20 protein-coding genes are annotated in these 21,208 nt (G+C 69.6%); 6 read left to right on the forward strand and 14 right to left on the reverse strand.

Features of this window, described 5'->3' with window-relative positions:
• Positions 1-35 precede the first annotated feature (35 nt).
• The 13 genes from grpE to IM787_RS14845 all read right to left on the reverse strand — a co-directional run bounded on the left by grpE (position 36) and on the right by IM787_RS14845 (position 12,473).
• Entirely contained in the window at positions 36-596 is a 561-nt protein-coding gene (gene grpE, locus IM787_RS14785) for a nucleotide exchange factor GrpE (protein WP_193677444.1), read from the reverse strand.
• 128 nt (positions 597-724) lie between these two features.
• Complete coding sequence (locus tag IM787_RS14790; protein WP_193677445.1) at positions 725-1,075, reverse strand: FKBP-type peptidyl-prolyl cis-trans isomerase; 351 nt, start codon at positions 1,073-1,075, stop codon at positions 725-727.
• A 17-nt stretch (positions 1,076-1,092) separates the two neighbouring features.
• Positions 1,093-2,262 carry a fumarylacetoacetate hydrolase family protein gene (locus IM787_RS14795; RefSeq protein WP_193677446.1) on the reverse strand — a complete coding sequence of 390 codons (1,170 nt, stop codon included), beginning with the start codon at positions 2,260-2,262 and terminating at the stop codon, positions 1,093-1,095.
• Positions 2,259-2,576 (reverse strand): winged helix-turn-helix transcriptional regulator, encoded by a 318-nt coding sequence (locus IM787_RS14800; protein ID WP_193677447.1) that lies wholly within the window; start codon positions 2,574-2,576, stop codon positions 2,259-2,261. Before IM787_RS14800 ends, IM787_RS14795 begins: the two co-directional genes overlap by 4 nt.
• Positions 2,577-2,668: 92 nt before the next feature.
• Entirely contained in the window at positions 2,669-3,166 is a 498-nt protein-coding gene (locus tag IM787_RS14805; RefSeq protein ID WP_193677448.1) for a MarR family winged helix-turn-helix transcriptional regulator, read from the reverse strand.
• A gap of 47 nt (positions 3,167-3,213) precedes the next feature.
• Positions 3,214-4,203, reverse strand: coding sequence for a Bug family tripartite tricarboxylate transporter substrate binding protein (locus IM787_RS14810; RefSeq protein ID WP_193677449.1), 990 nt, complete (start codon positions 4,201-4,203; stop codon positions 3,214-3,216).
• Positions 4,204-4,234: 31 nt separating this feature from the next.
• Positions 4,235-4,972: an ABC transporter ATP-binding protein gene (locus IM787_RS14815; RefSeq protein WP_193677450.1), complete on the reverse strand. Its 738-nt coding sequence runs from the start codon at positions 4,970-4,972 to the stop codon at positions 4,235-4,237.
• A gap of 1 nt (position 4,973) precedes the next feature.
• Positions 4,974-6,743, reverse strand: a complete 1,770-nt coding sequence (locus IM787_RS14820; protein WP_193677451.1) for a branched-chain amino acid ABC transporter ATP-binding protein/permease — start codon at positions 6,741-6,743, stop codon at positions 4,974-4,976.
• Position 6,744: 1 nt separating this feature from the next.
• The gene (locus IM787_RS14825) at positions 6,745-7,782 is read right to left on the reverse strand and encodes a branched-chain amino acid ABC transporter permease (protein ID WP_193677452.1); all 1,038 of its coding nucleotides are present in this window, start codon (positions 7,780-7,782) and stop codon (positions 6,745-6,747) included.
• 117 nt (positions 7,783-7,899) lie between these two features.
• Positions 7,900-9,024 carry an ABC transporter substrate-binding protein gene (locus tag IM787_RS14830; protein WP_193677453.1) on the reverse strand — a complete coding sequence of 375 codons (1,125 nt, stop codon included), beginning with the start codon at positions 9,022-9,024 and terminating at the stop codon, positions 7,900-7,902.
• 29 nt (positions 9,025-9,053) lie between these two features.
• On the reverse strand, positions 9,054-9,818 hold the full coding sequence (locus IM787_RS14835) for an SDR family NAD(P)-dependent oxidoreductase (RefSeq protein WP_193677454.1): 765 nt from the start codon (positions 9,816-9,818) through the stop codon (positions 9,054-9,056).
• Complete coding sequence (locus tag IM787_RS14840; protein ID WP_193677455.1) at positions 9,815-11,695, reverse strand: feruloyl-CoA synthase; 1,881 nt, start codon at positions 11,693-11,695, stop codon at positions 9,815-9,817. The genes IM787_RS14835 and IM787_RS14840 overlap by 4 nt, the downstream gene beginning before the upstream one ends.
• A gap of 4 nt (positions 11,696-11,699) precedes the next feature.
• The gene (locus IM787_RS14845; RefSeq protein WP_193677456.1) at positions 11,700-12,473 is read right to left on the reverse strand and encodes a crotonase/enoyl-CoA hydratase family protein; all 774 of its coding nucleotides are present in this window, start codon (positions 12,471-12,473) and stop codon (positions 11,700-11,702) included.
• 103 nt (positions 12,474-12,576) lie between these two features.
• Here IM787_RS14845 and IM787_RS14850 point away from each other — a divergent pair, with 103 nt between their 5' ends.
• Together IM787_RS14850 and IM787_RS14855 are read left to right on the forward strand one after the other, a co-directional pair.
• Positions 12,577-13,440, forward strand: coding sequence for an amidohydrolase family protein (locus IM787_RS14850; protein WP_193677457.1), 864 nt, complete (start codon positions 12,577-12,579; stop codon positions 13,438-13,440).
• The gene (locus IM787_RS14855; RefSeq protein ID WP_193677458.1) at positions 13,437-15,248 is read left to right on the forward strand and encodes an AMP-binding protein; all 1,812 of its coding nucleotides are present in this window, start codon (positions 13,437-13,439) and stop codon (positions 15,246-15,248) included. The genes IM787_RS14850 and IM787_RS14855 overlap by 4 nt, the downstream gene beginning before the upstream one ends.
• A 6-nt stretch (positions 15,249-15,254) precedes the next feature.
• On the opposite strand, the gene IM787_RS14860 is transcribed toward IM787_RS14855, so the two are convergent.
• Entirely contained in the window at positions 15,255-15,860 is a 606-nt protein-coding gene (locus IM787_RS14860) for a 2-hydroxychromene-2-carboxylate isomerase (RefSeq protein ID WP_193677459.1), read from the reverse strand.
• Between the two features lie 150 nt (positions 15,861-16,010).
• On the opposite strand from IM787_RS14860, the gene IM787_RS14865 reads away from it, so the two are divergent.
• From IM787_RS14865 to IM787_RS14880, 4 genes are all read left to right on the forward strand, one after another.
• Positions 16,011-16,898: a glucosamine kinase nucleotide-binding domain-containing protein gene (locus IM787_RS14865; RefSeq protein ID WP_193677460.1), complete on the forward strand. Its 888-nt coding sequence runs from the start codon at positions 16,011-16,013 to the stop codon at positions 16,896-16,898.
• Positions 16,895-18,028 (forward strand): N-acetylglucosamine-6-phosphate deacetylase, encoded by a 1,134-nt coding sequence (gene nagA, locus IM787_RS14870; RefSeq protein ID WP_193677461.1) that lies wholly within the window; start codon positions 16,895-16,897, stop codon positions 18,026-18,028. Before IM787_RS14865 ends, nagA begins: the two co-directional genes overlap by 4 nt.
• Positions 18,018-19,028 carry an SIS domain-containing protein gene (locus IM787_RS14875; RefSeq protein ID WP_193677875.1) on the forward strand — a complete coding sequence of 337 codons (1,011 nt, stop codon included), beginning with the start codon at positions 18,018-18,020 and terminating at the stop codon, positions 19,026-19,028. Before nagA ends, IM787_RS14875 begins: the two co-directional genes overlap by 11 nt.
• A 213-nt stretch (positions 19,029-19,241) precedes the next feature.
• On the forward strand, positions 19,242-21,164 hold the full coding sequence (locus IM787_RS14880; protein WP_193677462.1) for a PrkA family serine protein kinase: 1,923 nt from the start codon (positions 19,242-19,244) through the stop codon (positions 21,162-21,164).
• Positions 21,165-21,208 lie beyond the last annotated feature (44 nt).

The raw sequence follows: 21,208 nt of genomic DNA on the forward strand, positions 1-21,208 counted from the left end.
TGTTACGGATTCAAGGCCGGGACAGGAACTGCGCGCTACTTGGGCGCGGTCACGGTCACCAGGGCGGGACGCAGCACGCGGTCGGCGATCACGTAGCCCTTTTGCAGCACGGTGACGACGGTGTTGGGGTCCTGTTCGGCGGGCACCACGGAGATGGCCTGGTGCTGGTGCGGATCGAACTTCGTGCCGGCGGCCGGGTTGATCTCGACGATGCGGTTGCGCTCCAGCGCCTGCTTCAGCTGGCGCAGCGTGGCCTCGGCGCCGGCGCGGATCTGCTCCACGGTCTGGTCCGGGTGGTGCAACCCGGCCTCCAGGCTGTCGCACACCGGCAGCAGGCTTTCGGCGAAGCTGTCCAGCGCGTACTTGCGGGCCTTCGTCACTTCTTCCTCGGAGCGGCGGCGCACGTTCTGCATCTCGGCCTGCGCGCGAAGGTACTGGTCGACCAGCTCGGCGTTCTTGGCGCTGAGCGTGGCGACCTGGGCCTGCCAGTCGGCGGCGCTGCCGGGGGGCTGGCTGGTGGCCGATTCGGGCGCCGGCTGCTCCGCGGCGGCGGCGTCCAGGGTCGGGTCGCTCTGGTTCTGGGCGTTCTCGGACATGGGTCTACGGGTTGTTCTTGCTCGGGACGCGGAGGAGCTTGGGGCAGGGGGCCCTATTTCAAGGCATTCCAGAGGGAAAAAGCCGAGGTTGGCGGCCGTGTGCCGCCCCTCGGCCGGAAGGCTGCCGGTCAGCGGGTGGACAGCAGCTCGACGTCGAACTTGAGCGTGGCGTTGGGCGGGATCACGCCGCCGGCGCCGCGGGCGCCGTAGCCAAGCTGGGGCGGGATGACCAGGGTGCGCTTGCCGCCCACCTTCATGCCGGCCACGCCTTCGTCCCAGCCGCGGATCACCATGCCGGCGCCCAGCGAGAAGCCGAAGGGGTCGTTGCGGTCGCGGCTGGAGTCGAACTTGGCGCCCTGCACGCCGTTGTTGTACAGCCAGCCGGTGTAGTGCACCTGCACGTCCTGGCCCGGCTTGGCCTCGGGGCCGCTGCCCACGAGTTCGTCTTCGTACTGCAGGCCGCTGGGGGTGGTGATCATGTTGTTCTTTCTCGGTTTCAGAGCAGGCCGCGGCGTGAGAGGTCGCGCATCAGCGCGGACACGCCATAGCGCCACGGGGCGATCCGGTCGCTGGTGTTGACGCGGTTGGCCAGTGTACCGAGGCGCGGGGTGGAGATGGCCACGATGTCCCCGACCGAATGCGTGAAGCCCTGGCCCGGGCCGAAGCGGTCCTGCGTCGGGGCGAACATGGTGCCGAGGAAGAGCACCAGGCCGTCCGGGTACTGGTGGTTCGGCCCGATCGCGTGCGTCACGAGGTCCAGCGGGTCGCGGCTGATGAGCGACAGCTTGCTGGAACCGTCCATGACGAAGCCTTCCGGGCCGGTCACCTTCATCGCCAGCTCGACCCGGCGGACGTCGGCGATGCCGAAGCCGTCGTCGAACAGCCGGATGAAGGGACCGATCGCGCAGCTGGCGTTATTGTCCTTGGCCTTGCCGAGCAGCAGGGCGCTGCGGCCCTCGAAGTCGCGCAGGTTGACGTCGTTGCCCAGCGTCGCGCCGACCGTCTCGCCCCGGCTGTTGACCACCAGCACGATCTCCGGTTCCGGGTTGTTCCACTCGCTCTTCGGGTGGATGCCGATCTCGGCGCCGGTGCCCACGGCGCTCATCGGCTGCGACTTGGTGAAGATCTCCGCGTCCGGCCCGATGCCGACTTCGAGGTACTGCGACCACATGTTCTTGGCCAGCAGCACTTCCTTCAGCCGCGCCGCCTCGGGCGAGCCGGGCTTCACCTTGGAGAGGTCGTCGCCGATCACCGCTACGACTTCCTTGCGCACGGACTCGGCCAGCGCGGGGTTGCCGCGGGCCTGTTCCTCGATCACGCGCTCCAGCATCGACGCCACGAAGGTCACGCCCGAGGCCTTCACCGCCTGCAGGTCGCAGGGCGCGAGCAGCCACGGCGTGCCGTCGGCGCGGACGTCCTCGGGGCTGTTCGCGATCACCTCCTGCACGGAAGCAATGCGCGGCGCCGCATGCGCCCGGACGGCGGCGGCGGCATTGGGACGCTCCAGCAGCGCGCTGCAGGTCGGGGCGAGGCCCGAGAGGTCGTACACCGCTTCGTGGTCGGCCCGCACCAGCACCGGGCCCTGGCCCTCGATCCACACACGGCCCACGAGGGTGGCTTGTTGCGCGTCGGCCGGCAGGGTCGACTTCAGGAAGTTCTGGATCATGTCTGTTGCTTCTTCTTCGCCTGGCTGGCGACCCAGCGGGCGGCGAAAGGTTGGAGGTCGGCCAAGCGCTTGAGGAGGTCCGCGCCCGCCGGGGTGACGTTGTAGCCGTCGCCGTTGTGCTGCATCAGGCCCGCCTCGCGCAGTTCCTTGATGCGGGTGTTCAGCGTGTTCGGCGTGATGCCGCCCACGCTGTCCTGCAGCAGCCGGAAGGTCTGGGGGTGGCCGTCCCGCAGCGCCCAGAGCACGCGCATGGCATACCGCGCCTCCAGCAGCGCGAGCAGCTGGTGGGTGGCGGCATTCTCCTTGGAACTCATTCGCGCGGCACTCCTCGCGGGCGGGGAACGGAGTGTACGGGCTTCCTGCTACACAAACAATAGCAGGCGTGACGCGGCCGCAACGGCCGCGCTCAGGCGGGCTGGTAAACCTTTTTCAGCAGCGCGATCAGCGTCTTCAGCTCGCCGGCGCTGAGGCCGCGCGACACTTCGGCCTCGAGCGCCGCGGCCGTCTTCTCCGCATGGCGCATCAGCTTCTCGCCGGCCGGCGTGAGGTGCAGTCCCATCGCCCGCCCGTCGCGCGGGTGCGGCTTGCGCACGATCAGGTCGCGCCTCTCCAGCGCGTTGACCATGCCCACCAGGTTGGGCGGCAGGATGCCGAGGGCGGTGCACAGCTGGCGCGAGGTGATGCCGGGGTTGTGGGTGACCAGCGACATCACGGAGAAATCCACCGGCTTCAATGCGAATGGCGCCATCCGTTCCAGGAACACCTCGATGACCGCCAGCGCCGCGCGCCGCGCGTTGTAGCCCAGGAGCGATTCCAGGAAGCTGGTGTCGATCGCGTCCGGCGCCACGGCCGGCGTGGCGGCGCTGCGGGCGGGCGCCTGGCGGGGCATGCGCAGTTGCGGCATCGGTCGTGGCGCGGAGGGGTGGTCGGTGGTCGCGGTCGCGGGTGGCGTCAGGATTCGGCGGTGAAGCCGATGCGCTTGACCAACGGCCCCCAGCGGGTGAACTCGTCGCGCTGGCTCTTTTCCATCGCCGCGGGCGTCGAGCCCTGCGCGACCAGTCCCATGAGCGCCAGCGCATCGACCACCGACTTCTCCTTCAGTGCTTGCCCGATCGCGGCGTTCGCATTGGCGATCACGTTGGCGGGCGTGCCGGCCGGCGCGTAGAAGCCGAACCATTCCTCGGTGGTCAGCTCCGGGAAGCCCTGTTCCGCATAGGTGGGCACGTCGGGCGTGAACGGCGTGCGCTGCGCGCCGGAGGTCGCGAGGATGCGCACCTTGCCGGCGCGGTGGTTGGCCAGTGCGTCGCCGGTGGGCGTGGAGGTGGAGGCGAGGTTGCCCCCGATCAGGTCGGCCACCGCGGGCGCGGAGCCGCGGTAGGGCACGTGCTTGAGTTCCACGTTGTGGTTCAGTCCGAGCAGCGCGCCGATGAAGTGCGGCGTGGAGCCCGCCGCGGGCGAGCCGTAGCTGGCCTTGTCCGGGTTGGCCTTGGCCCAGGCCAGGTACTCGCGCACGGTCTTCACGCTGGCCGGAACCATCGGGCCGACGGTCAGGGCGTGCGTCATCACCGCGGCGATGGACACCGGCGCGAAGTCCTTCACCGGGTCGTAGCTGAGGGTGCGGTAGATGTGCGGGTAGATCGACATCATCGAATAGGGCGTGAGCAGCAGCGTCGCGCCGTCGGGCTTGGCGGCCTTCACCACCTCGCAGGCGATGCGGCCGCCGGCGCCCGGCTTGTTCTCCACCACGGCCGGCGTCTTGGCATAGGCCGTGCCGCCCATGCGCTCGGCGACGCGGCGCGCCGTCGCATCGGCCGTGCCGCCGGCGGGGAAGCCGTTGATGATCTTGGGCGCTTCGAACCCCTGCGCGCGCAACGCAGGCGCCAGCGCGGAAAGCGCGGCGAACGCGGCGGAGGTCTGCACGAACTGGCGGCGGGTGGTCATGGCGTGGTCTCCTGTGTCGTGGGCGGGGATGTCAGGCGGCGCTGGCGCGGGCGGCGCCGAGATAGGTTTCGATGACGCGCGGGTCCGAGGCGAGCTGGGCCGCGGGGCCCTGCAGGCTGATCTCCCCGGTCTCCAGCACGTAGCCGTGGTCGGCCACCTGCAGCGCCGCGCGGGCGTTCTGCTCCACCAGCAGGATGGAGACGCCCTCGGCGCGGAGCCGCTCGATGGTCTGGAAGATCTCGCGCACCACCAGCGGGGCGAGGCCGAGGCTGGGTTCGTCGAGCATCAGCAGCTTGGGCTGCGACATCAGCGCGCGGCCCACCGCCAGCATCTGGCGTTCACCGCCGGAGAGCGTGCCGGCCAGTTGCGTGCGGCGCTCCTTGAGGCGCGGGAAGAGGCTGTAGACGCGTTCCAGCCCGTCGCGCCATTTCGGCACCCGCAGCTTCATGGGGCGGTAGCCGCCGAGCACGAGGTTGTCCTCCACCGGCATGGTGCCGAACAGCTCGCGCCGCTCGGGCACCAGCGCCATGCCCATCATCACGCGGTCCTCGAGTTCGGTCGCGGCGAGATCCACGCCATCGAGGAGAACCTGACCGCGGAAGGGCAGCAGGCCCATGAGCGCGTTGAGCGTGGTCGACTTGCCGGCGCCGTTCGGGCCGATCACGGTGACGACCTGGCCGCGCGGCAGCTGGAAGTCGAGGCCGGTGAGCACCTCGGCGCGGCCGTAGCCGGCGTGCAGGCCTTTCACCTGGAGCAGGAGGTCGGCCATGTCAGTGCTCCGTCCCGAGGTAGGCCGCGCGCACCTTGTCGCTCGCCTGCACTTGCGCCGGCGTGCCTTCCATCAGGTGCGTGCCGAATTCCATCACCACGATGCGGTCGGTCAGTCCCATCACGAATTCCATGTCGTGTTCCACCAGCAGCAGGCTCATGCCTTCGGCCTTGAGCTGGCGCAGCACGTCGGCCAGCGCCTGCTTCTCCTTGTGGCGCAGGCCGGCGGCCGGCTCGTCCAGCAGCAGCAGCGCCGGGTCGGAGCAGAGCGCGCGGGCGATCTCCATCAGCCGCTGCGGGCCGAGCGCCAGGTTGCCCGCCAGTTCGTGCATGCGGTCGGCCATGCCGATGCGCGCCAGCTGGCGTTCGGCTTCGGCGAACAGGGCGCGCTCCTCGGCGCGGTCCAGCCGCAGCATGGCGCGCAGCGTTCCCGCCTTGCCGCGCAGGTAGCCGCCGAGCGCGACGTTTTCCAGCACCGTCATCTCCGGGATCATCTTCACGTGCTGGAAGGTGCGCGAGATGCCGCGCCGCGCGATCTGGCGCGAGGGCAGGCCGCCGATCGCCTCGCCGCGGTACAGCACCTGGCCGGACGTGAGCGAGAGCACGCCGGTGATCAGGTTGAAGGTGGTCGACTTGCCGGCGCCGTTGGGCCCGATCAGGCCGACGATGTCGCCCGCGCGGATCTCGAAGCTGATGTCGTTCACGGCCACCAGCCCGCCGAACTCCTTGCGCGCGGCCTGCACCTGCAGCAGCGGCTCGCCCGGCGCGGGCTTGTCGCGCGCCGGCAGCGGCGGGGCTCCGTCCCAGTCACGGGCACGGTCGGCGCGCGGCAGCCAGCGGGAGACGAAGCTCCACAGGCCTTCGGGCGCGTACTTCAGCACGACCACCAGGATCACGCCGAAGACGATGGTCTCGAAGCTGCCGCTGGTGCCGATCAGCTGCGGCAGCAGCACCTGCAGCTTGTCCTCGATGATCCGCACCACGCCGGCTCCGAGGAACGCGCCCCAGACGTGGCCGACGCCGCCGAGCACCGCCATGAACAGGTACTCGATGCCCTTGTTGATGCCGAACGGGCTCGGGCTCACGGTGCGCTGGAAGAAGGCGAAGAGCCAGCCGGAGATCGCGGCGAGCACGGCGGCGATCACGAACACCGTGAGCTTCGCCTGGAAGGTGGAGATGCCCATGGCCTCGGCCATCGTGGCGCCGCTCTTGAGCGAGCGGATCGCCCGGCCCGGCCGCGAGTCCAGCAGGTGGGTGCAGGCGAGCGCCGCCACCAGCGCGAACAGCCAGATCAGGACGTGCAGCCCGCGGCCGGTGCCGAGGTCCCAGCCGGCCAGCTTCAGCGTGGGGATGCCCAGGATGCCGTCGTACTTGCCGAGGAACTCCATGTTCCCCATCGTGTAGTACAGCGCCAGGCCCCAGGCGATGGTCGCCAGCGGCAGGTAGTGCCCGGACATGCGCAACGTGATGGCGCCGAGCACCAGGGCCGCGGCCATCGCCAGGCCGACGCCGAGCAGCAGCGCGAGCCAAGGCGAGGCGGACAGCTTCACGGCCAGGAAGGCGGCGGTGTACGCGCCGACGCCGACGAAGGCGGCCTGGCCGAAGGAGGTGAGGCCGGCCACGCCGGTCAGCAGCACCAGGCCGAGCGCCACGAGGGCATAGAGCCCGATGTAGTTGCTCTGCGTGATCCAGAAGTCCGGCACCGGCAGGGCCGGCAGCAGCAGCATCAGCAGCGCGAAGGCGGGGAATGCGAAACGGTGGAGGGCGCGCATGTCAGTGCTCCTCCGCATGCGGGTCGCGGAGCGAACGCCACAGCAGCACCGGCAGGATGGAGGCGAAGACGATCACCTCCTTGAACGCGCTCGCCCAGAAGGAGCTGAAGCTTTCCAGCAGGCCCACGGCGAGTGCGCCGACCAGCGCCATCGGATAGCTCGCCAGGCCGGCGAACACGGCGGCGACGAAGCCCTTCAGGCCGATGATGAAGCCGCTGTCGTAGAAGACGGTGGTGGTCGGGCCGATCAGCAGGCCGGAGAGCGCGCCGATGAAGGCGGCCATCGTGAAGGCGAGCTGGCCGGCGCCGTTGGACGAGATGCCCATCAGGCGGGCGCCGGCGCGGTTCACGGCCGTGGCGCGCAGCGCCTTGCCGGTGAGCGTGCGCTCGAAGAACAGGTACAGCAGCACGATCAGCGCCACGGAGGCGGCGAAGATGATGAGGGCCTGGCCGGAGACGGCGAGGGTGCCGATGTTGAAGCGCTCGTCCCAGAAGCTCGGGTTGCGGAAGCCTTCCGCACCGAAGAAGTACAGGCCCAGGCCGACCAGGGCGAAGTGCACGCCGACGGAGACGATCAGCAGCACCAGCACCGAGGCGTCGGCGAGGGATTGGTACGCAAGGCGATAGATCAGCTTGCCGAAGGGCGTGACCAGCGCGAGCGTCAGCAGCGCCTGGACCACCAGCGGGAAATTGCGCGGGGCCGCCCAGATCGCGACCGACGCCACGACGACGGGGATGGCGAGCGTGCGCAGCACCTGGAGGGCGACGCGTCCCGGCGCATGGCGGTGGCGGATGCCGTCCGCGATGTCGTAGAGCGCCGCGGCGCCGGCCAGCACCAGCAGGAACCACACGGTGCCCGGGACCTTGCCGGTCTGCAGCAGGGCGAGCGTCAGGGCGCCGAAGGCGACGAACTCGCCCTGCGGGATGAAGATGACGCGGGTGACCGCGAAGACGAGGACGGTGGCGAGGGCCAGCAGGGCATAGACGGCGCCGTTGGTGAGGCCGTCGAGCGCCAGGATGCCGGCGATGGAAAGATCCATGGGGCTTTCGTTCTTGGAGTTGCTCCCTCCCCCTCTGGGGGAGGGTTGGGGCGGGGGAGCGCCGGCGCCGGAGTGCCCCCATCCCGGCCTTCCCCCAGGGGGGGAAGGAGGAAGACCTTACTTCTCGACGACGAACTTGCCGCCGGCGACCTTGAGCATCACGCCCGTTTCGTTCGTGTAGCCCCAATGGTCGTCCTTGGACCAGTTCATCACGCCGTGCGAGAACACCGTGCGGCCCATCGTCTCGAAGGCTTCGCGCAGGGCGGCGCGGAACTCCGGCGTGCCCGGCTTGGCCTTCTTGAGTGCGATCGGCACGGCCTTGTTCAGGGCGATGGCCGCGTCGTAGCTGTGGCCGGCGAACTGGTTGGGCGGGCCGAAGGACTTCTCGTAGTTGGTGAAGAAGTCGACCGCCAGCTTCTTGGACGGGTGGTTGTCGGGCAGTTGCTCGCCCACCATCGCCGGGCCGGACACGACGTAGGTGCCTTCCACCGCCTTGCCGCCGATGCGCATCAGGTCCTGCGTGGCCGCGGCGTGCGTCTGGTAGATCTTGCCCTTGTAGCCGCGGTCGACGATGGCCATCTGCGGCATCGCGGCGCCGGAGCCGGAGGCCACGACCAGGATCGCGTCCGGGTTCGCCGAGGTGAGCTTCAGGGCCTGCGGCGTCACGCTGGTGTCGGTGCGGGCGAAGCGCTCGGTGGCGACGATCTTCATGCCGGCCTTCTCGGCCAGCGGCGTCAGCGCCTTGAGCCACAGCTCGCCGTAGGCGTCGGTGTAGCCGAGGAAGCCGATCGTCTTGATGTTCTGCTTCTTCATGTGCTCCACCATGGCGTAGGCCATGACTTCGTTGCCTTGCGGCAGGCGGAACAGCCACGGGCTGTCGCCACCGACCGGCGAAGCGGCCAGCTGCACCGTCTTGAACTCGGTCGCCACCGGCGTCATCGCGCCGGCCACCGGCGTCAGGCAGGAGCCGATGATCAGGTCGACCTTGTCCTCGGTGACGAACTTGCGCGCGTTGGCCACGCCCTTGCCCGGATCGGAAGCGTCGTCCAGCACGATCAGGTTGACCTTCTCGCCGGCGATCTCCTTGGGGAACAGCTTGAACTGGTTCTGCATCGGGATGCCGAGGCCGGAGCCGGGGCCGGTCAGCGACAGGCTGACGCCGATGTTGATGTCGGCCAGCGCGGCGCCGGCGGCGACGAGGGCCACCGCGGCGGTGACCAGGGTGCGCGCGAACTTCTTCATGGTTTGTCTCCGTGGGTTGGTAAGGGGTCTCAGCGCGGCGCCATGCGCAGCGCGCCGTCGAGGCGGATCACCTCGCCGTTGAGGTGGGTGTTCGTGACGATATGGCAGGCGAGCTGGGCGAACTCTTCGGGTTTGCCCAGGCGTGAGGGGAACGGGATGGACGCGGCCAGCGACTGCTGCACCGGTTCCGGCAGCTGCTTCATCAGCGGCGTGGCGAACAGGCCGGGCGCCACGGTGCAAACCCGGATGCCGTGCTGGGCCAGGTCGCGCGCCATCGGCAGGGTCATGCCGACCAGGCCGCCCTTGGAGGCGCTGTAGGCCTGCTGGCCCACCTGGCCGTCGAAGGCGGCGACCGAGGCCGTGAACAGTATGACGCCGCGCTCGTTGTCCTCCAGCGGTGGCAGCTTCGCGCAGTCGGCGGCGAACAGCCGGCTCATGTTGTAGGTGCCGACCAGGTTGATGTTCACCACGCGGGCGAAGTCTTCCAGCGGTGCCGGGCTGCCGTCCTTCTGCACCACTCGCTTGGCGGTGCCGATGCCGGCGATGTTCATCAGGATGCGCGCCGGGCCGTGCCGGGCCGCGGCCCGGGCGAGGGCGGCGGCCGCGCTCTCGGCGCTGGTGATGTCGCACTCGCAGGCGACGCCACCGATCTCGGCCGCGACCTTCTCGGCCAGCGCCATGTTCACGTCGAGCACCGCCACCTTCGCGCCCAGGCGGGCGAGTTCGCGCGCCGTGGCCTCGCCGAGGCCCGAAGCGCCGCCCGTGACCAGCGCGGCCTGTCCCTGGATGTTCATGCGTTCTCCTTCAGCGGCTTCAGGGTGAAGGCCAGCCGGTCGTCGTGGAAGGCCTGCACCATCGCGTCGCGGTGCTTGAGCACGGAGCGCTGGTTGATGGAGCCCTTGTCGGTGACCTCGCCCTTGTCGATGGAGGGCGGCTCGTGCATCAGGTGCAGGCGGGCGACGCGGTTGGCGCTGCCGGTCGCCTGCGACGCCAGTTGCGTGACGACCTTCTGGAAGTGCTGCTGCACCGGCGCGCTTTCGAGCACCTCCTGCAGCGGCGCGTTCTCGGGCAGGCCGGCGAGCTTGCGCACGGCCGGCGTCGGGAAGAGCAGGGCGCCGACCTCGTTGCGGTTCAGCCCGGTGATCACGGCGTCCTGCACGTAGGGCGCACCGGCGGCGATGATCTTCGCCCGCAAGGGGCCGACGCTGACGAAGGTGCCGGTGGCCAGCTTGAAGTCCTCGGCGATGCGGCCGTCGAATTTCAGGCCCTTGTGCGGGTCCTGCTCGTCGATCCAGAGCACCGCGTCGCCCGTGCAGAAGAAGCCTTCCTCGTCGAAGCACTCCGCCGTGGCATCGGCGTTGCGCCAGTAGCCGGGCGTGACGTTCGGGCCCTTGTAGCGGACCTCGGTCTTGCCCTCGGTCGGCACCAGCTTCAGTTCCATGCCCGGGGTGGGCAGGCCGAGGTAGCCCGACTTCACTTCCGGGCTGGTGATGAAGATGGCGAAGGGCGAAGACTCGGTCATGCCCAGGCCGGTGCCCATCACGATGCGTTCGCCGGTCTCGCCCTCCTGCACCTCGTGCAGCAGGTCCCAGATCGGCTGCGCGAGCGCGGCGCCGGAATAGAAGAACATCCGCACGCGGGACAGCAGGTTCTTCCGCAGCACGGCATCGGCCTTCATCGCGTGCGCGATCGCCTCGAAGCCGGTCGGCACGTTGAAGTAGACCGTGGGCGCCACCTCGCGCAGGTTGCGCAGCGTCTCGGCCATCAGCGCCGGCGTGGGCTTGCCGTCGTCGATGTAAAGCGTGCCGCCGTTGTAGATCGTCAGGCCGACGTTGTGGTTGCCGCCGAAGGTGTGGTTCCACGGGAGCCAGTCCACCAGCACCGGCGGCTCCTCCGTCAGCACCGGCATCGACTGCCGCATCTGCTGCTGGTTGGCGCACCACATGCCGTGGGTGTTGACCACCGCCTTGGGGAGCTTGGTGGAGCCCGAGGTGAACAGGAACTTGGTGATGGTGTCCGGCCCGGTCTTCGCCGTGGCCGCTTCCACGGCTGGCGTCGGCACCGTGGCCAGCAGGTCGGCCCAGGACGTCGTCCGGCGGCCCTCCAGCTGCCCGGCGCCGAGCACCACCTCGACGTCCGCCGGCACGACGGCGCGCACCGCCTCGCCGTAGCGCGCGGCATCGGGGATGTACACCATGCCCGGCGTCAGCGTGTCCAGCACGTGGCGCAGCTTGTCGTAGTCCTGGCTGATGGTGGCGTAGGCCGGCGAGACCGGCGTGTGGGGGACGCCGACCAGCAGGCAGCCGAGCGCGATCAGCGCGTGCTCCAGGCTGTTCTCGCAGAGGATCGCGACCGGCCGGTCCGGGCCGAGGCCGCGGTCCAGCAGCGCCTGCCCGATGCTGCGCGCGGCGGCGTGGCCTTCGCGGTAGGTGAGCTTGTGCCAGTCGCCGGTGCTGCCGTCGGCATGGCGCACGCGGCGCGCCATGAACGTGCGGTCCGGTGCTTCCTCCACCCAGTGCAGGAAGCGGTCGGTCATGCGGCGCGCGTAGGGCTGCAGTTCCTGGTCGGCGCGCAGGTAGCGCACGCCGCCCGCGCCTTCGCGCAGCACGCCGCGCGTGACGCCGAAGCGCAGGGGCCGGTAACGCACGGCCGTGGCGGTCGCGGTGCTCATCGGCTCACTCCTTCGAGACCTTGGCGGCGCGGCCTTCGAGGAAGTCGCGCACGCGCTGCTTGGCTTCCGGCGCGCTCTGGGCAATGGCCGCCATCAGCGCCTCGGTCAGGAAGCCCTGGTCGGCCGGCTGTTCGGCGATGCGCGGCAGCGCGTGCATCAGCGCATAGTTGGTCAGCGGGGCGTTCTGCGCCACGCGGCGGGCGAGTTCCAGCGCCTTCGACAGGGACTGGCCGGCCGGGACGAGGTACTGCGAGAGGCCGACGCGTTCGCCTTCCTCCGCCTTGTAGACGCGGCCGGTCAGCATCATGTCGGCCATGCGCGCGGCGCCGATCAGGCGCGGGATCCGCACCGCGCCGCCGCCGCCCACGAAGATGCCGCGCGAGCCTTCGGGCAGCGCGTAGAACGTGGTCTCGTCCGCCACCCGGATGTGGCAGGAGGCCGCCAGCTCGAGCCCGCCACCGACGACCGCGCCGTGCAGCGCCGCGATCACCGGCACGGGGCCGTACTGCACTTCCTCCAGCGCGGCATGCCACATGCGCGAGTGGTGCAGGCCCGCGCCCGCGTCGCGCTCCTTCAGCTCGGACAGGTCCAGGCCGGCGCAGAAATGGTCGCCCGCGCCGTCGAGCACGGCGGCGCGCACGGTCGAGGGCAGGTTCTGGAAGGTGTCGCGCACGGCGAGCACCAGGCCGTCGGACAGCGCGTTGCGCTTGGCCGCACGGTTGAGGCGGACGATGGCGACCTCGCCGTCGATCTCGAGTTGGATGTCTTGCTTGCTCATGGAGTCCATTGCGGAGTGGGCGGATTATTTGTTATAAACAATAACGATATCAAGCCCGTATCCCTAGGGCTTACCCTGAGCACCACGGAGACAAAGGACCGGCATGGACCACGCCAACCTCATCGCGATCGACGTGCACACGCACGCCGAAGTCAGTTGCTGGAACCCCTTCGACAATTACGGCGAGGAGTACGACCGCGCGGCGGACAAGTACTTCCGCTCCAACCGCCGGCCGACCATCGCCGAGACCATCGCGTACTACCGCGAACGCAGGATCGGGCTGGTCATGTTCACGGTGGACAGCGAGTCCAACCTCGGCCGCCGCCGCATCCCCAACGAGGAGATCGCCCAGGCCGCGCGCGAGAACAGCGACATGATGGTGGCCTTCGCCTCCATCGATCCGCACAAGGGCAAGATGGGCGCGCGCGAAGCCGAGCGGCTGATCAAGGAAGAAGGCGTCAAGGGCTTCAAGTTCCACCCGACGGTGCAGGGCTTCCATCCCTACGACAAGATGGCCTGGCCGATCTACGAGGTGCTGAACGCGCACCGCATGCCCGTCATCTTCCACACCGGCCACAGCGGCATCGGCTCGGGCATGCGCTGCGGCGGCGGGCTGCGGCTGGAATACAGCAACCCGATCCACCTGGACGACGTCGCGATCAGCTTCCCCGACATGCAGATCGTGATGGCGCACCCCAGCTTCCCCTGGCAGGACGAGGCGCTCTCCGTCGCCACCCACAAGCCCAACGTGTGGATCGACCTCTCCGGCTGGAGCCCGAAGTACTTCCCCAAGCAGCTGGTGCAGTACGCCAACACGCTGCTGAAGGACCGCGTGCTGTTCGGCAGCGACTACCCGCTGATCACGCCGGAGCGCTGGATGAAGGACTTCGAGGAAGCCGGCTTCAAGCCCGAGGTCATGCCCGGCATCCTCAAGGGCAACGCGATGCGCCTGCTGGGGTACGCGTGAGCTTCTTCGCCGGGCTCGCCGACATCGAGGCGCTGGAGCGCACGCCCTACGACCAGGCGATCCCGGCGCGCAGCACCTACGGATTGATCGCGGGCGCGGCGCAGCGTTTCGCCGGGCGCATCGCTTTCACCTACCTGCCCGACGGCGAGCTCGCCACGCCGCCGGTGCACGTCACCTATCGCGAACTGCTGGCCCGCATCCACCGCGCCGCCAACCTGTTCCGGCGGCTGGGCGTGGGGCCGGACGACGCCGTGGCCATCCTCGCGCCGAACATCCCCGCCACGCACTACGCGCTCTGGGGCGCGCAGCTCGCGGGCCGCGCGTGCCCGATCAACTTCATGCTGCAGCCGGACCACGTCGCGGCGCTGCTGGAGGCGAGCGGCGCCAAGGTGGTGGTGGCGCTGGGCCCCAATGCGGAGCTGGACGTCTGGTCGGCGGTGCAGAAGGTTCCGGGCATCGCCGCACGGCAGGTGCTGGCGATCGGGCAGGACTTCGAGTCCCTGCTGGACGGAGAGTCCGAAGCGCTGCAGTTCGATCCGCAGCTCACCCCCGACCGCATCGCCGCGCTGTTCCACACGGGCGGCACCACCGGCGCACCCAAGCTCGTGCAGCACACGCACGGCAACGAGGCGCACAGTGCCTGGTTCGCGCACCGCTTCTACGGCTTCGACGAGCACACGGTGGAGGTCAACGGGTTCCCCCTGTTCCACGTCGCCGGTGCCTTCGTGTACGGGCTCGCGCTGCTGGCCATCGGCGCGCGCCAGGTGCTGCCGACCGTCGCGGGCATGCGCAACGCAGCCTTCCTGCGCCACTACTGGAAGTTCTGCGAGCGCGAGCAGGTCACCGCGCTGGCCTGTGTCCCGACGATCCTCGCCGGGCTGTGCAACCAGCCGGTCGACGCCGACATCTCGCGCGTGCAGGTGGCCTACACCGGCGGCTCGCCGCTGCCGACCGAACTGGCGGCGCGCTTCGAGTCGACGCTCGGCATCGCCGTGCGCAACATCCTCGGCATGACCGAGTGCGCGGGGCTGGTGTCCATCGAGCCCTTCCAGGCGCCGCGCGTGCCCGGCTCGTGCGGGCTGCGGCTGCCCTACAGCGAAGTGCGTGTCGTGCCGTGGCGCGACGGCCGCGTGCAGCTGGCGCAGGAATGCGCCAGGGGCGAGACCGGCGTGGTGGTGCTGCGCGGCCCGCACGTCAGCCCCGGCTACACCGACGCCGCGCGCAACGCCGGCATGTTCGAGGCGGGCTGGCTGGTGTCGGGCGACCTGGGCCATCTCGATGCCGACGGCTACCTGCACGTCACCGGGCGGGCCAAGGACGTGATCATCCGCGGCTCGCACAACATCGACCCGCAGCTGGTGGAGGACGCCTTCCTCGCGCATCCGGCCGTGGCGATGTGCGCCGTGGTGGCGGAGCCGGATGCGCATTCGGGCGAGGTCCCCGCGGCGTTCGTCACGCTGAAGCCGGGCGCGCAGGCGAAGCCGGCCGACCTGCTCGCCGAGGTTGCGCCCCGCGTCTACGAGCGCCCCGCCGTTCCCAAGCGCGTGGTGGTGCTGGACGCGCTGCCGACGACCGCCGTCGGCAAGGTCTACAAGCCGGCGCTGCGCGTGAGGGCGACCGAACTCCGGCTGCAGGAACTGTTCGCCGCCGCGGCGCCGGGCGTCGCCGTGCAGGTGGCCGCGAGGGAGAAGGGCGCGGGCTGCATCGCCGAGGTCATGGTCGGTGGGCCGGCCGACGCGCCACTGGAGCAGCGCCTGCGCCACGCGCTCGGTGCGATCGCGGTGGAGACGGTGTTCCGCTTCCGCTGAGCGCCGTCACCAGCCGCCCACGCGCAGCCACTCGTCGACGTCGGCCAGCCGGTCCGAACCCCAGAACGGCTCGTCGTCGACGACGAGCGTCGGCGAGCCGAAGATGCCGGCCTCGATCGACGCGCCCACCGCGTTGCGCAACAGCGAAGCCGCTTCCTCCCCCGCCGCCCCTTCGACGACTTCCGCCGCCGGCAAGCCCAGCGGCTCCAGCACGGCCGCGACCGCCTCCGGCGTCGACAGGTCGCGTCCCTGGCCCCAGTAAGCTTGGAACAGCGCATGCACGGCCTGGGCCTGCAGCTGCGGATGGTGCTTGCGCAGCCAGTAGAAGGCGCGTGCCGCCGGCAGCGGGTTGCCGGCCGGGGCGTTCAGGTCGCGGCCGAAGGGCACGCCCTCCCGCCGCGCCCGGCGCAACACGTCGCGCCGGATGTAGTCGCCCTTGAGCGGCGTGTCCAGCAGCGGCTTGAGGCCCATCACCTTCATCACCGCCACGCCCAGCAGCATGGGCCGCCACTCCACCTCGCGCCCGTGCCGCGCCGCGAGTTCCTCGACCTGCAGGCTGGCGAAGTAGGCATAGGGCGAGATGAAGTCGAAGTAGAAGCGGACGGCGGCCATGCCGGGAGCTTAGCTGCTGGCTCGTCCGTGCCGCTTACGCCGATCGCAGGATGGGGCCTTCTGCGCCCGCTGAGCTGCAACTTGGCGGCCGGTGGAGGTTCTAACCTCCATGGAACAGCAGGAAGCCAGCGGAGGGAGGGGCCCCCATCGATGACGGAGTACCTCATCGGCGTCGACGGCGGCGGCAGCGGCACCCGCGCCCTGGTCCACCGCCTCACCGGTGAGGTGGTCGGTGCCGGCGCCGCCGGACCGTCCGCGCTCGGCCAAGGGATCCCGCAGGCCTGGGGCAACGTGCTGGCGGCGGTGCGCCGCGCGTTCGAAGCCGGCGGCGTGGCCGTCCCGCCCTGGCGGCGCTGCGTGCTGGCAGCCGGGCTGTCGGGCGTCAGCCACGCCGCGTGGCGCGATGCCTTCGTCGGCGCCGATCCCGGGTTCGGCCGGCTGGCCGTCGAGGGCGATGCCTTCACCATGCTGCTCGGCGCCCATGGCGGCCAGCCTGGCGCCATCGTCATTGCCGGCACCGGCAGCATCGCCGAAGCCCTCCATGCGGATGGAACCCGCGCTACAGTCGGCGGATGGGGATTCCGCGTGGGTGACGAGGGCAGTGGCGCCTGGCTGGGCCTGCAGGCCGTGCGGCACGGCCTGGCCGCGTTCGACGGCCGCGCGAACCCGAGCCCGCTCGCGCGCCGGGTGTGGATGCACTGCGGCGACGAGCGCGAGGCGCTGCAGGCCTGGTGCGCGGCCTCCGGCCAGTTCGAATTCGCCCAGCTGGCGCGCGCGGTGTTCGACTGCGAGAGCACCGATCCGGCGGCCGCCCACCTCCTGCACCAGGCGGTCGCGTCCCTGGAAGAACTGGCGCTGGCCGTCGACCCGCGCGGCCGGCTGCCGCTGGCCCTCAGCGGCAGCATCGGTGAGCGTCTCGCCCCGCGCCTGCGGCCTGCGGTGCGCCATCGCCTCGTTCCCGCCAGGGCGGGTGCCGTGGAGGGCGCCCTGACGCTCGCCCGCCGCGCCCTTCGGAAAGAGACGGAAGAAGCCCTGTGACGCGAACGCTGAAGGGTCGCATCGTCACGCCGGAAGGTGTCATCGACGGCTCCCTTCGCTTCGGCGCGGATGGACGCATCGCGGCCATCGAAGGCAGCGCCGTCGTCGTGGAACGCGCCCGCGATGCCGGCGCACCCTTGCTGCTCCCCGGCTTCATCGACCTGCACGTCCACGGCGCGGCCGGGCGCGACATCATGGAAGGCGGCGACGCCGCGTTGCAGGTCGCACGGCGCCATGCCCGGCACGGCACGACGGCGCTGCTCGCTACGACCATGACGGCACCGATGGACGACCTGCGGGCTTCGCTCGCGCCGGTGGGCGCGCTGTGCCGCGAACCGGCACCGGGCGCCGCACGGGTGCTCGGCGTCCACCTGGAAGGCCCTTACATCAACGCCGGCAAGCTCGGCGCGCAGCCGCCCTATGCGCGGCCCGTGTCGCTGGACGAACTGCGTGAACTGCACGCTCTCGCGCCGATCCGCCTGCTGACGCTCGCGCCGGAAGTGCCGGGCAACATGGAGGCCATCGAAGCACTGCTCGCCGCCGGCTTCCAGGTGCAGGTCGGCCACACCTCCGGCACCTACGAGGACGGCGTGCAGGCCCTGCAGCGCGGGGCGCGCGGATTCACCCACCTGTTCAATGCCATGACGCCGCTGCACCACCGCATGCCCGGGATGGTCGGCGCGGCCCTCGCGCATGCGCAATTCGCCGAGGTGATCCCCGATCTGCTGCATGTGCATCCCGGCGCCATCCGAGCGGCGCTGCGCAGCATCCCGTGCCTGTATTGCGTGACCGATTCCACCGCGGCGACCGGCATGCCCGACGGCGAATACCGCCTCGGCCGGCAGGCCGTCACCAAGTGCCTGGGCGGCGTGCGTCTCGCCGACGGCACGCTGGCCGGTTCCACGCTCACCATGGACCGCGCGCTGCGCAACCTGGTGGACGTGATCGGGCTGGACCTCGTGGACGCCGCGCGCCGCGTGGCGACGCACGCCGCGGACTTCCTGCGGCTGGGCGACCGCGGCCGGCTCGAAGCGGGCGCGCAGGCGGACGTGGTGGTGCTGGACCGCGACCTGCGCGTGCAGGAAGTCTTCGTCGAAGGAGGAGCGATCGATGTCCCGCATGCTGGATGAAGCGCGCGAGGCGCCGCAGGCCGTGGCCCGGCAGCTGGCGGAAGACGGCGAGCGCTGGGCCGCCTTCGGCGCGAAGCTGCGGCAGCAGCCGCCGGCTTCGCTGCTGACCATCGCCCGCGGCAGTTCGGACCATGCCGCGCACTACGCGGCGTACCTGGTGATGGCGCGGCTGGGCCGGCTGGTCACCTCGATGCCGATGTCGCTGGTCACGCTGTACCAGTCGCGCATCCGCTGCGACGGGCTGGCTTCGCTGGCGTTCTCGCAATCCGGCCAGAGCCCGGACCTGATCGGCCCGACGGACTACTTCCGGCAGTGCGGTGCGATCACCTGCGCGTTCGTCAACGATGCGGCGTCTCCGCTCGCGCGTGCCGCCGAGTGGATGTTCCCGCTCCATGCCGCGCAGGAGACGAGCGTCGCGGCCACGAAGAGCTTCATCGCCCAGCTGGTCGCCGGTGCACGGTTCACCGCGTCGTGGCAGGATGACAAGACGCTGCGCAGCGCGCTCGGGCAGTTGCCGGCTGCGCTGGAAAAGGCGGTGCAGGCGGACTGGACGCCGGCCCTGGATGTCCTACACGGCGCGGACCGCCTGTTCGTGGTCGGCCGCGGCCTCGGTTTGCCGGTCGCGATGGAGGCCGCGCTGAAGTTCAAGGAGACCTGCGGCATCCAGGCCGAGGCCTTTTCCGGGGCCGAGATCCAGCACGGCCCGATGGCGCTGATCGACGAAGGCTACCCGCTGCTCGTGTTCGCGCCGCGCGGGCCCGCGCAATCCGGGCTGCTCGAACTCGCGCAGGCCATGCGCGCACGTGGTGCACGCGTGCTCCTCGCTGCGCCGCAGGGGACGCCGGGTGCCAACCTGCCGCTGGTGCATGCGCCGCAGGAGGAGCTCGACCCGGTGTGCGCGATCCAGAGTTTCTACCCGATGGTCGAAGCCCTCGCGCGTGCCCGCGGCAACGATCCGGACCGTCCGCCGCACCTGAAGAAGGTGACGCGCACCAGTTGAGGGAAGGGCTGCGCGACATGCTGCCGCAAGTGTCGTTTACATGCCTCTCTCGTTTTCACTTAGCAACTCGCGGCCCTTGTTTTTATCTACCGTTCACCTACAGTGAAGTCGGCGTTTGACCTACAGCGTGCGCTGAGGCAGGACGCCGACGCGGGAGTACAGTGACACCGCACTGCGCGTCCCCGCTGCAGTCTGCAAACGACAGGAGGCTTCATGGACGTTGTCCGCAATTTCCTCACGCGTTACGAGACCAAGCGAGAGGAGGAATTGTCGATCGAGGAGTACCTCGACCTCTGCAAACGGGAGCCGCTGACGTACGCGACGGCCGCCGAGCGCATGCTCGCCGCCATCGGCGAGCCCGAGATGGTCGACACCCGGCACGACCCGCGGCTGTCGCGCATCTTCGGCAACAAGGTGATCCGCGTCTATCCCGCGTTCAAGGATTTCTACGGTCTCGAGGAGCCGATCGAGCAGGTCGTCTCGCACTTCCGGCATGCCGCGCAAGGCCTGGAAGAGAAAAAGCAGATCCTCTATCTCCTGGGCCCGGTCGGCGGCGGCAAGTCGTCCATCGCCGAGCGCCTGAAGCAGCTGATGGAGCAGGTCCCGTTCTATGCGCTCAAGGGCTCGCCGGTCAACGAGTCGCCCCTGGGCCTGTTCAGCAACGACGAGGATGGCCCCCTGCTGGAACAGCAGTTCGGCATCCCGCGCCGTTACACGCAACGCATCATGTCGCCGTGGGCGGTCAAGCGCCTGGAGGAATTCGGCGGCGACATCCGCAAGTTCAAGGTCGTCAAGCGCTTCCCGTCCATCCTCAAGCAGTGCGGCATCGCCAAGACCGAGCCGGGCGACGAGAACAACCAGGACATCTCCGCGCTGGTCGGCAAGGTCGACATCCGCAAGCTCGAGAGCTTCGCGCAGGACGACCCGGATGCGTACAGCTACTCCGGCGGCCTGTGCCTGGCCAACCAGGGGCTGCTGGAATTCGTCGAGATGTTCAAGGCGCCCATCAAGGTGCTGCACCCGCTGCTGACGGCGACGCAGGAAGGCAACTTCAAGGGCACCGAAGGCTTCGGCGCGATCCCGTTCGACGGCATCGTGATGGCCCACTCCAACGAAAGCGAGTGGAAGGCCTTCAAGAACAACAAGAACAACGAAGCTTTCCTCGACCGCATCTACGTGGTCAAGGTGCCGTACTGCCTGCGCGTCACCGAGGAAGTGAAGATCTACGAGAAGCTGGTCCAGAACTCGTCGCTGAAGGACGCCGTCTGCGCGCCCGGCACGCTGAAGATGATGGCGCAGTTCTCCGTGCTCACGCGCCTGAAGGAGCCCGAGAACTCCAGCATCTTCTCCAAGATGCTGGTCTACGACGGCGAGAACCTGAAGGACACCGACCCCAAGGCCAAGAGCTACCAGGAGTACCGCGACTACGCCGGCGTCGACGAGGGCATGACGGGCATCTCCACCCGCTTCGCCTTCAAGATCATCTCCAAGGTGTTCAACTTCGGCTCGGAAGAGGTCGCCGCCAACCCGGTGCACCTGATGTACGTGCTCGAACAGCAGATCGAGCGCGAGCAGTTCCCGGCCGAGACCGAGCAGAAGTACCTGGCGTACATCAAGGAGCACCTGGCCACCCGCTACGCGGAATTCATCGGCAAGGAGATCCAGACGGCCTACCTGGAGTCCTATTCCGAGTACGGCCAGAACATCTTCGACCGCTACGTCACGTACGCCGACTTCTGGATCCAGGACCAGGAGTTCCGCGACACGGACACCGGCGAGATCTTCGACCGCGCGGCGTTGAACGCCGAACTCGAGAAGATCGAGAAGCCGGCCGGGCTGTCCAACCCCAAGGACTTCCGCAACGAGATCGTCAACTTCGTGCTGCGGGCCCGCGCCAACAACGCCGGCAAGAACCCGGTGTGGACCAGCTACGAGAAGCTGCGCACGGTGATCGAGAAGAAGATGTTCTCGAACACCGAAGAGCTGCTGCCGGTCATCAGCTTCAACGCCAAGGCCTCCGCCGACGAGCAGAAGAAGCACGAGGATTTCGTCAACCGCATGGTCGAGAAGGGCTACACGCGCCGGCAGGTCCGCCTGCTGTGCGAGTGGTACCTGCGCGTGCGCAAGAGCTCCTGAACCACGGCGGCGCGAACTGACTAGAGGAAGGGCGGTCCAGTGAC

This window comes from Ramlibacter pallidus, from assembly GCF_015070875.1.
GTDB lineage: Bacteria > Pseudomonadota > Gammaproteobacteria > Burkholderiales > Burkholderiaceae_C > Ramlibacter > Ramlibacter pallidus.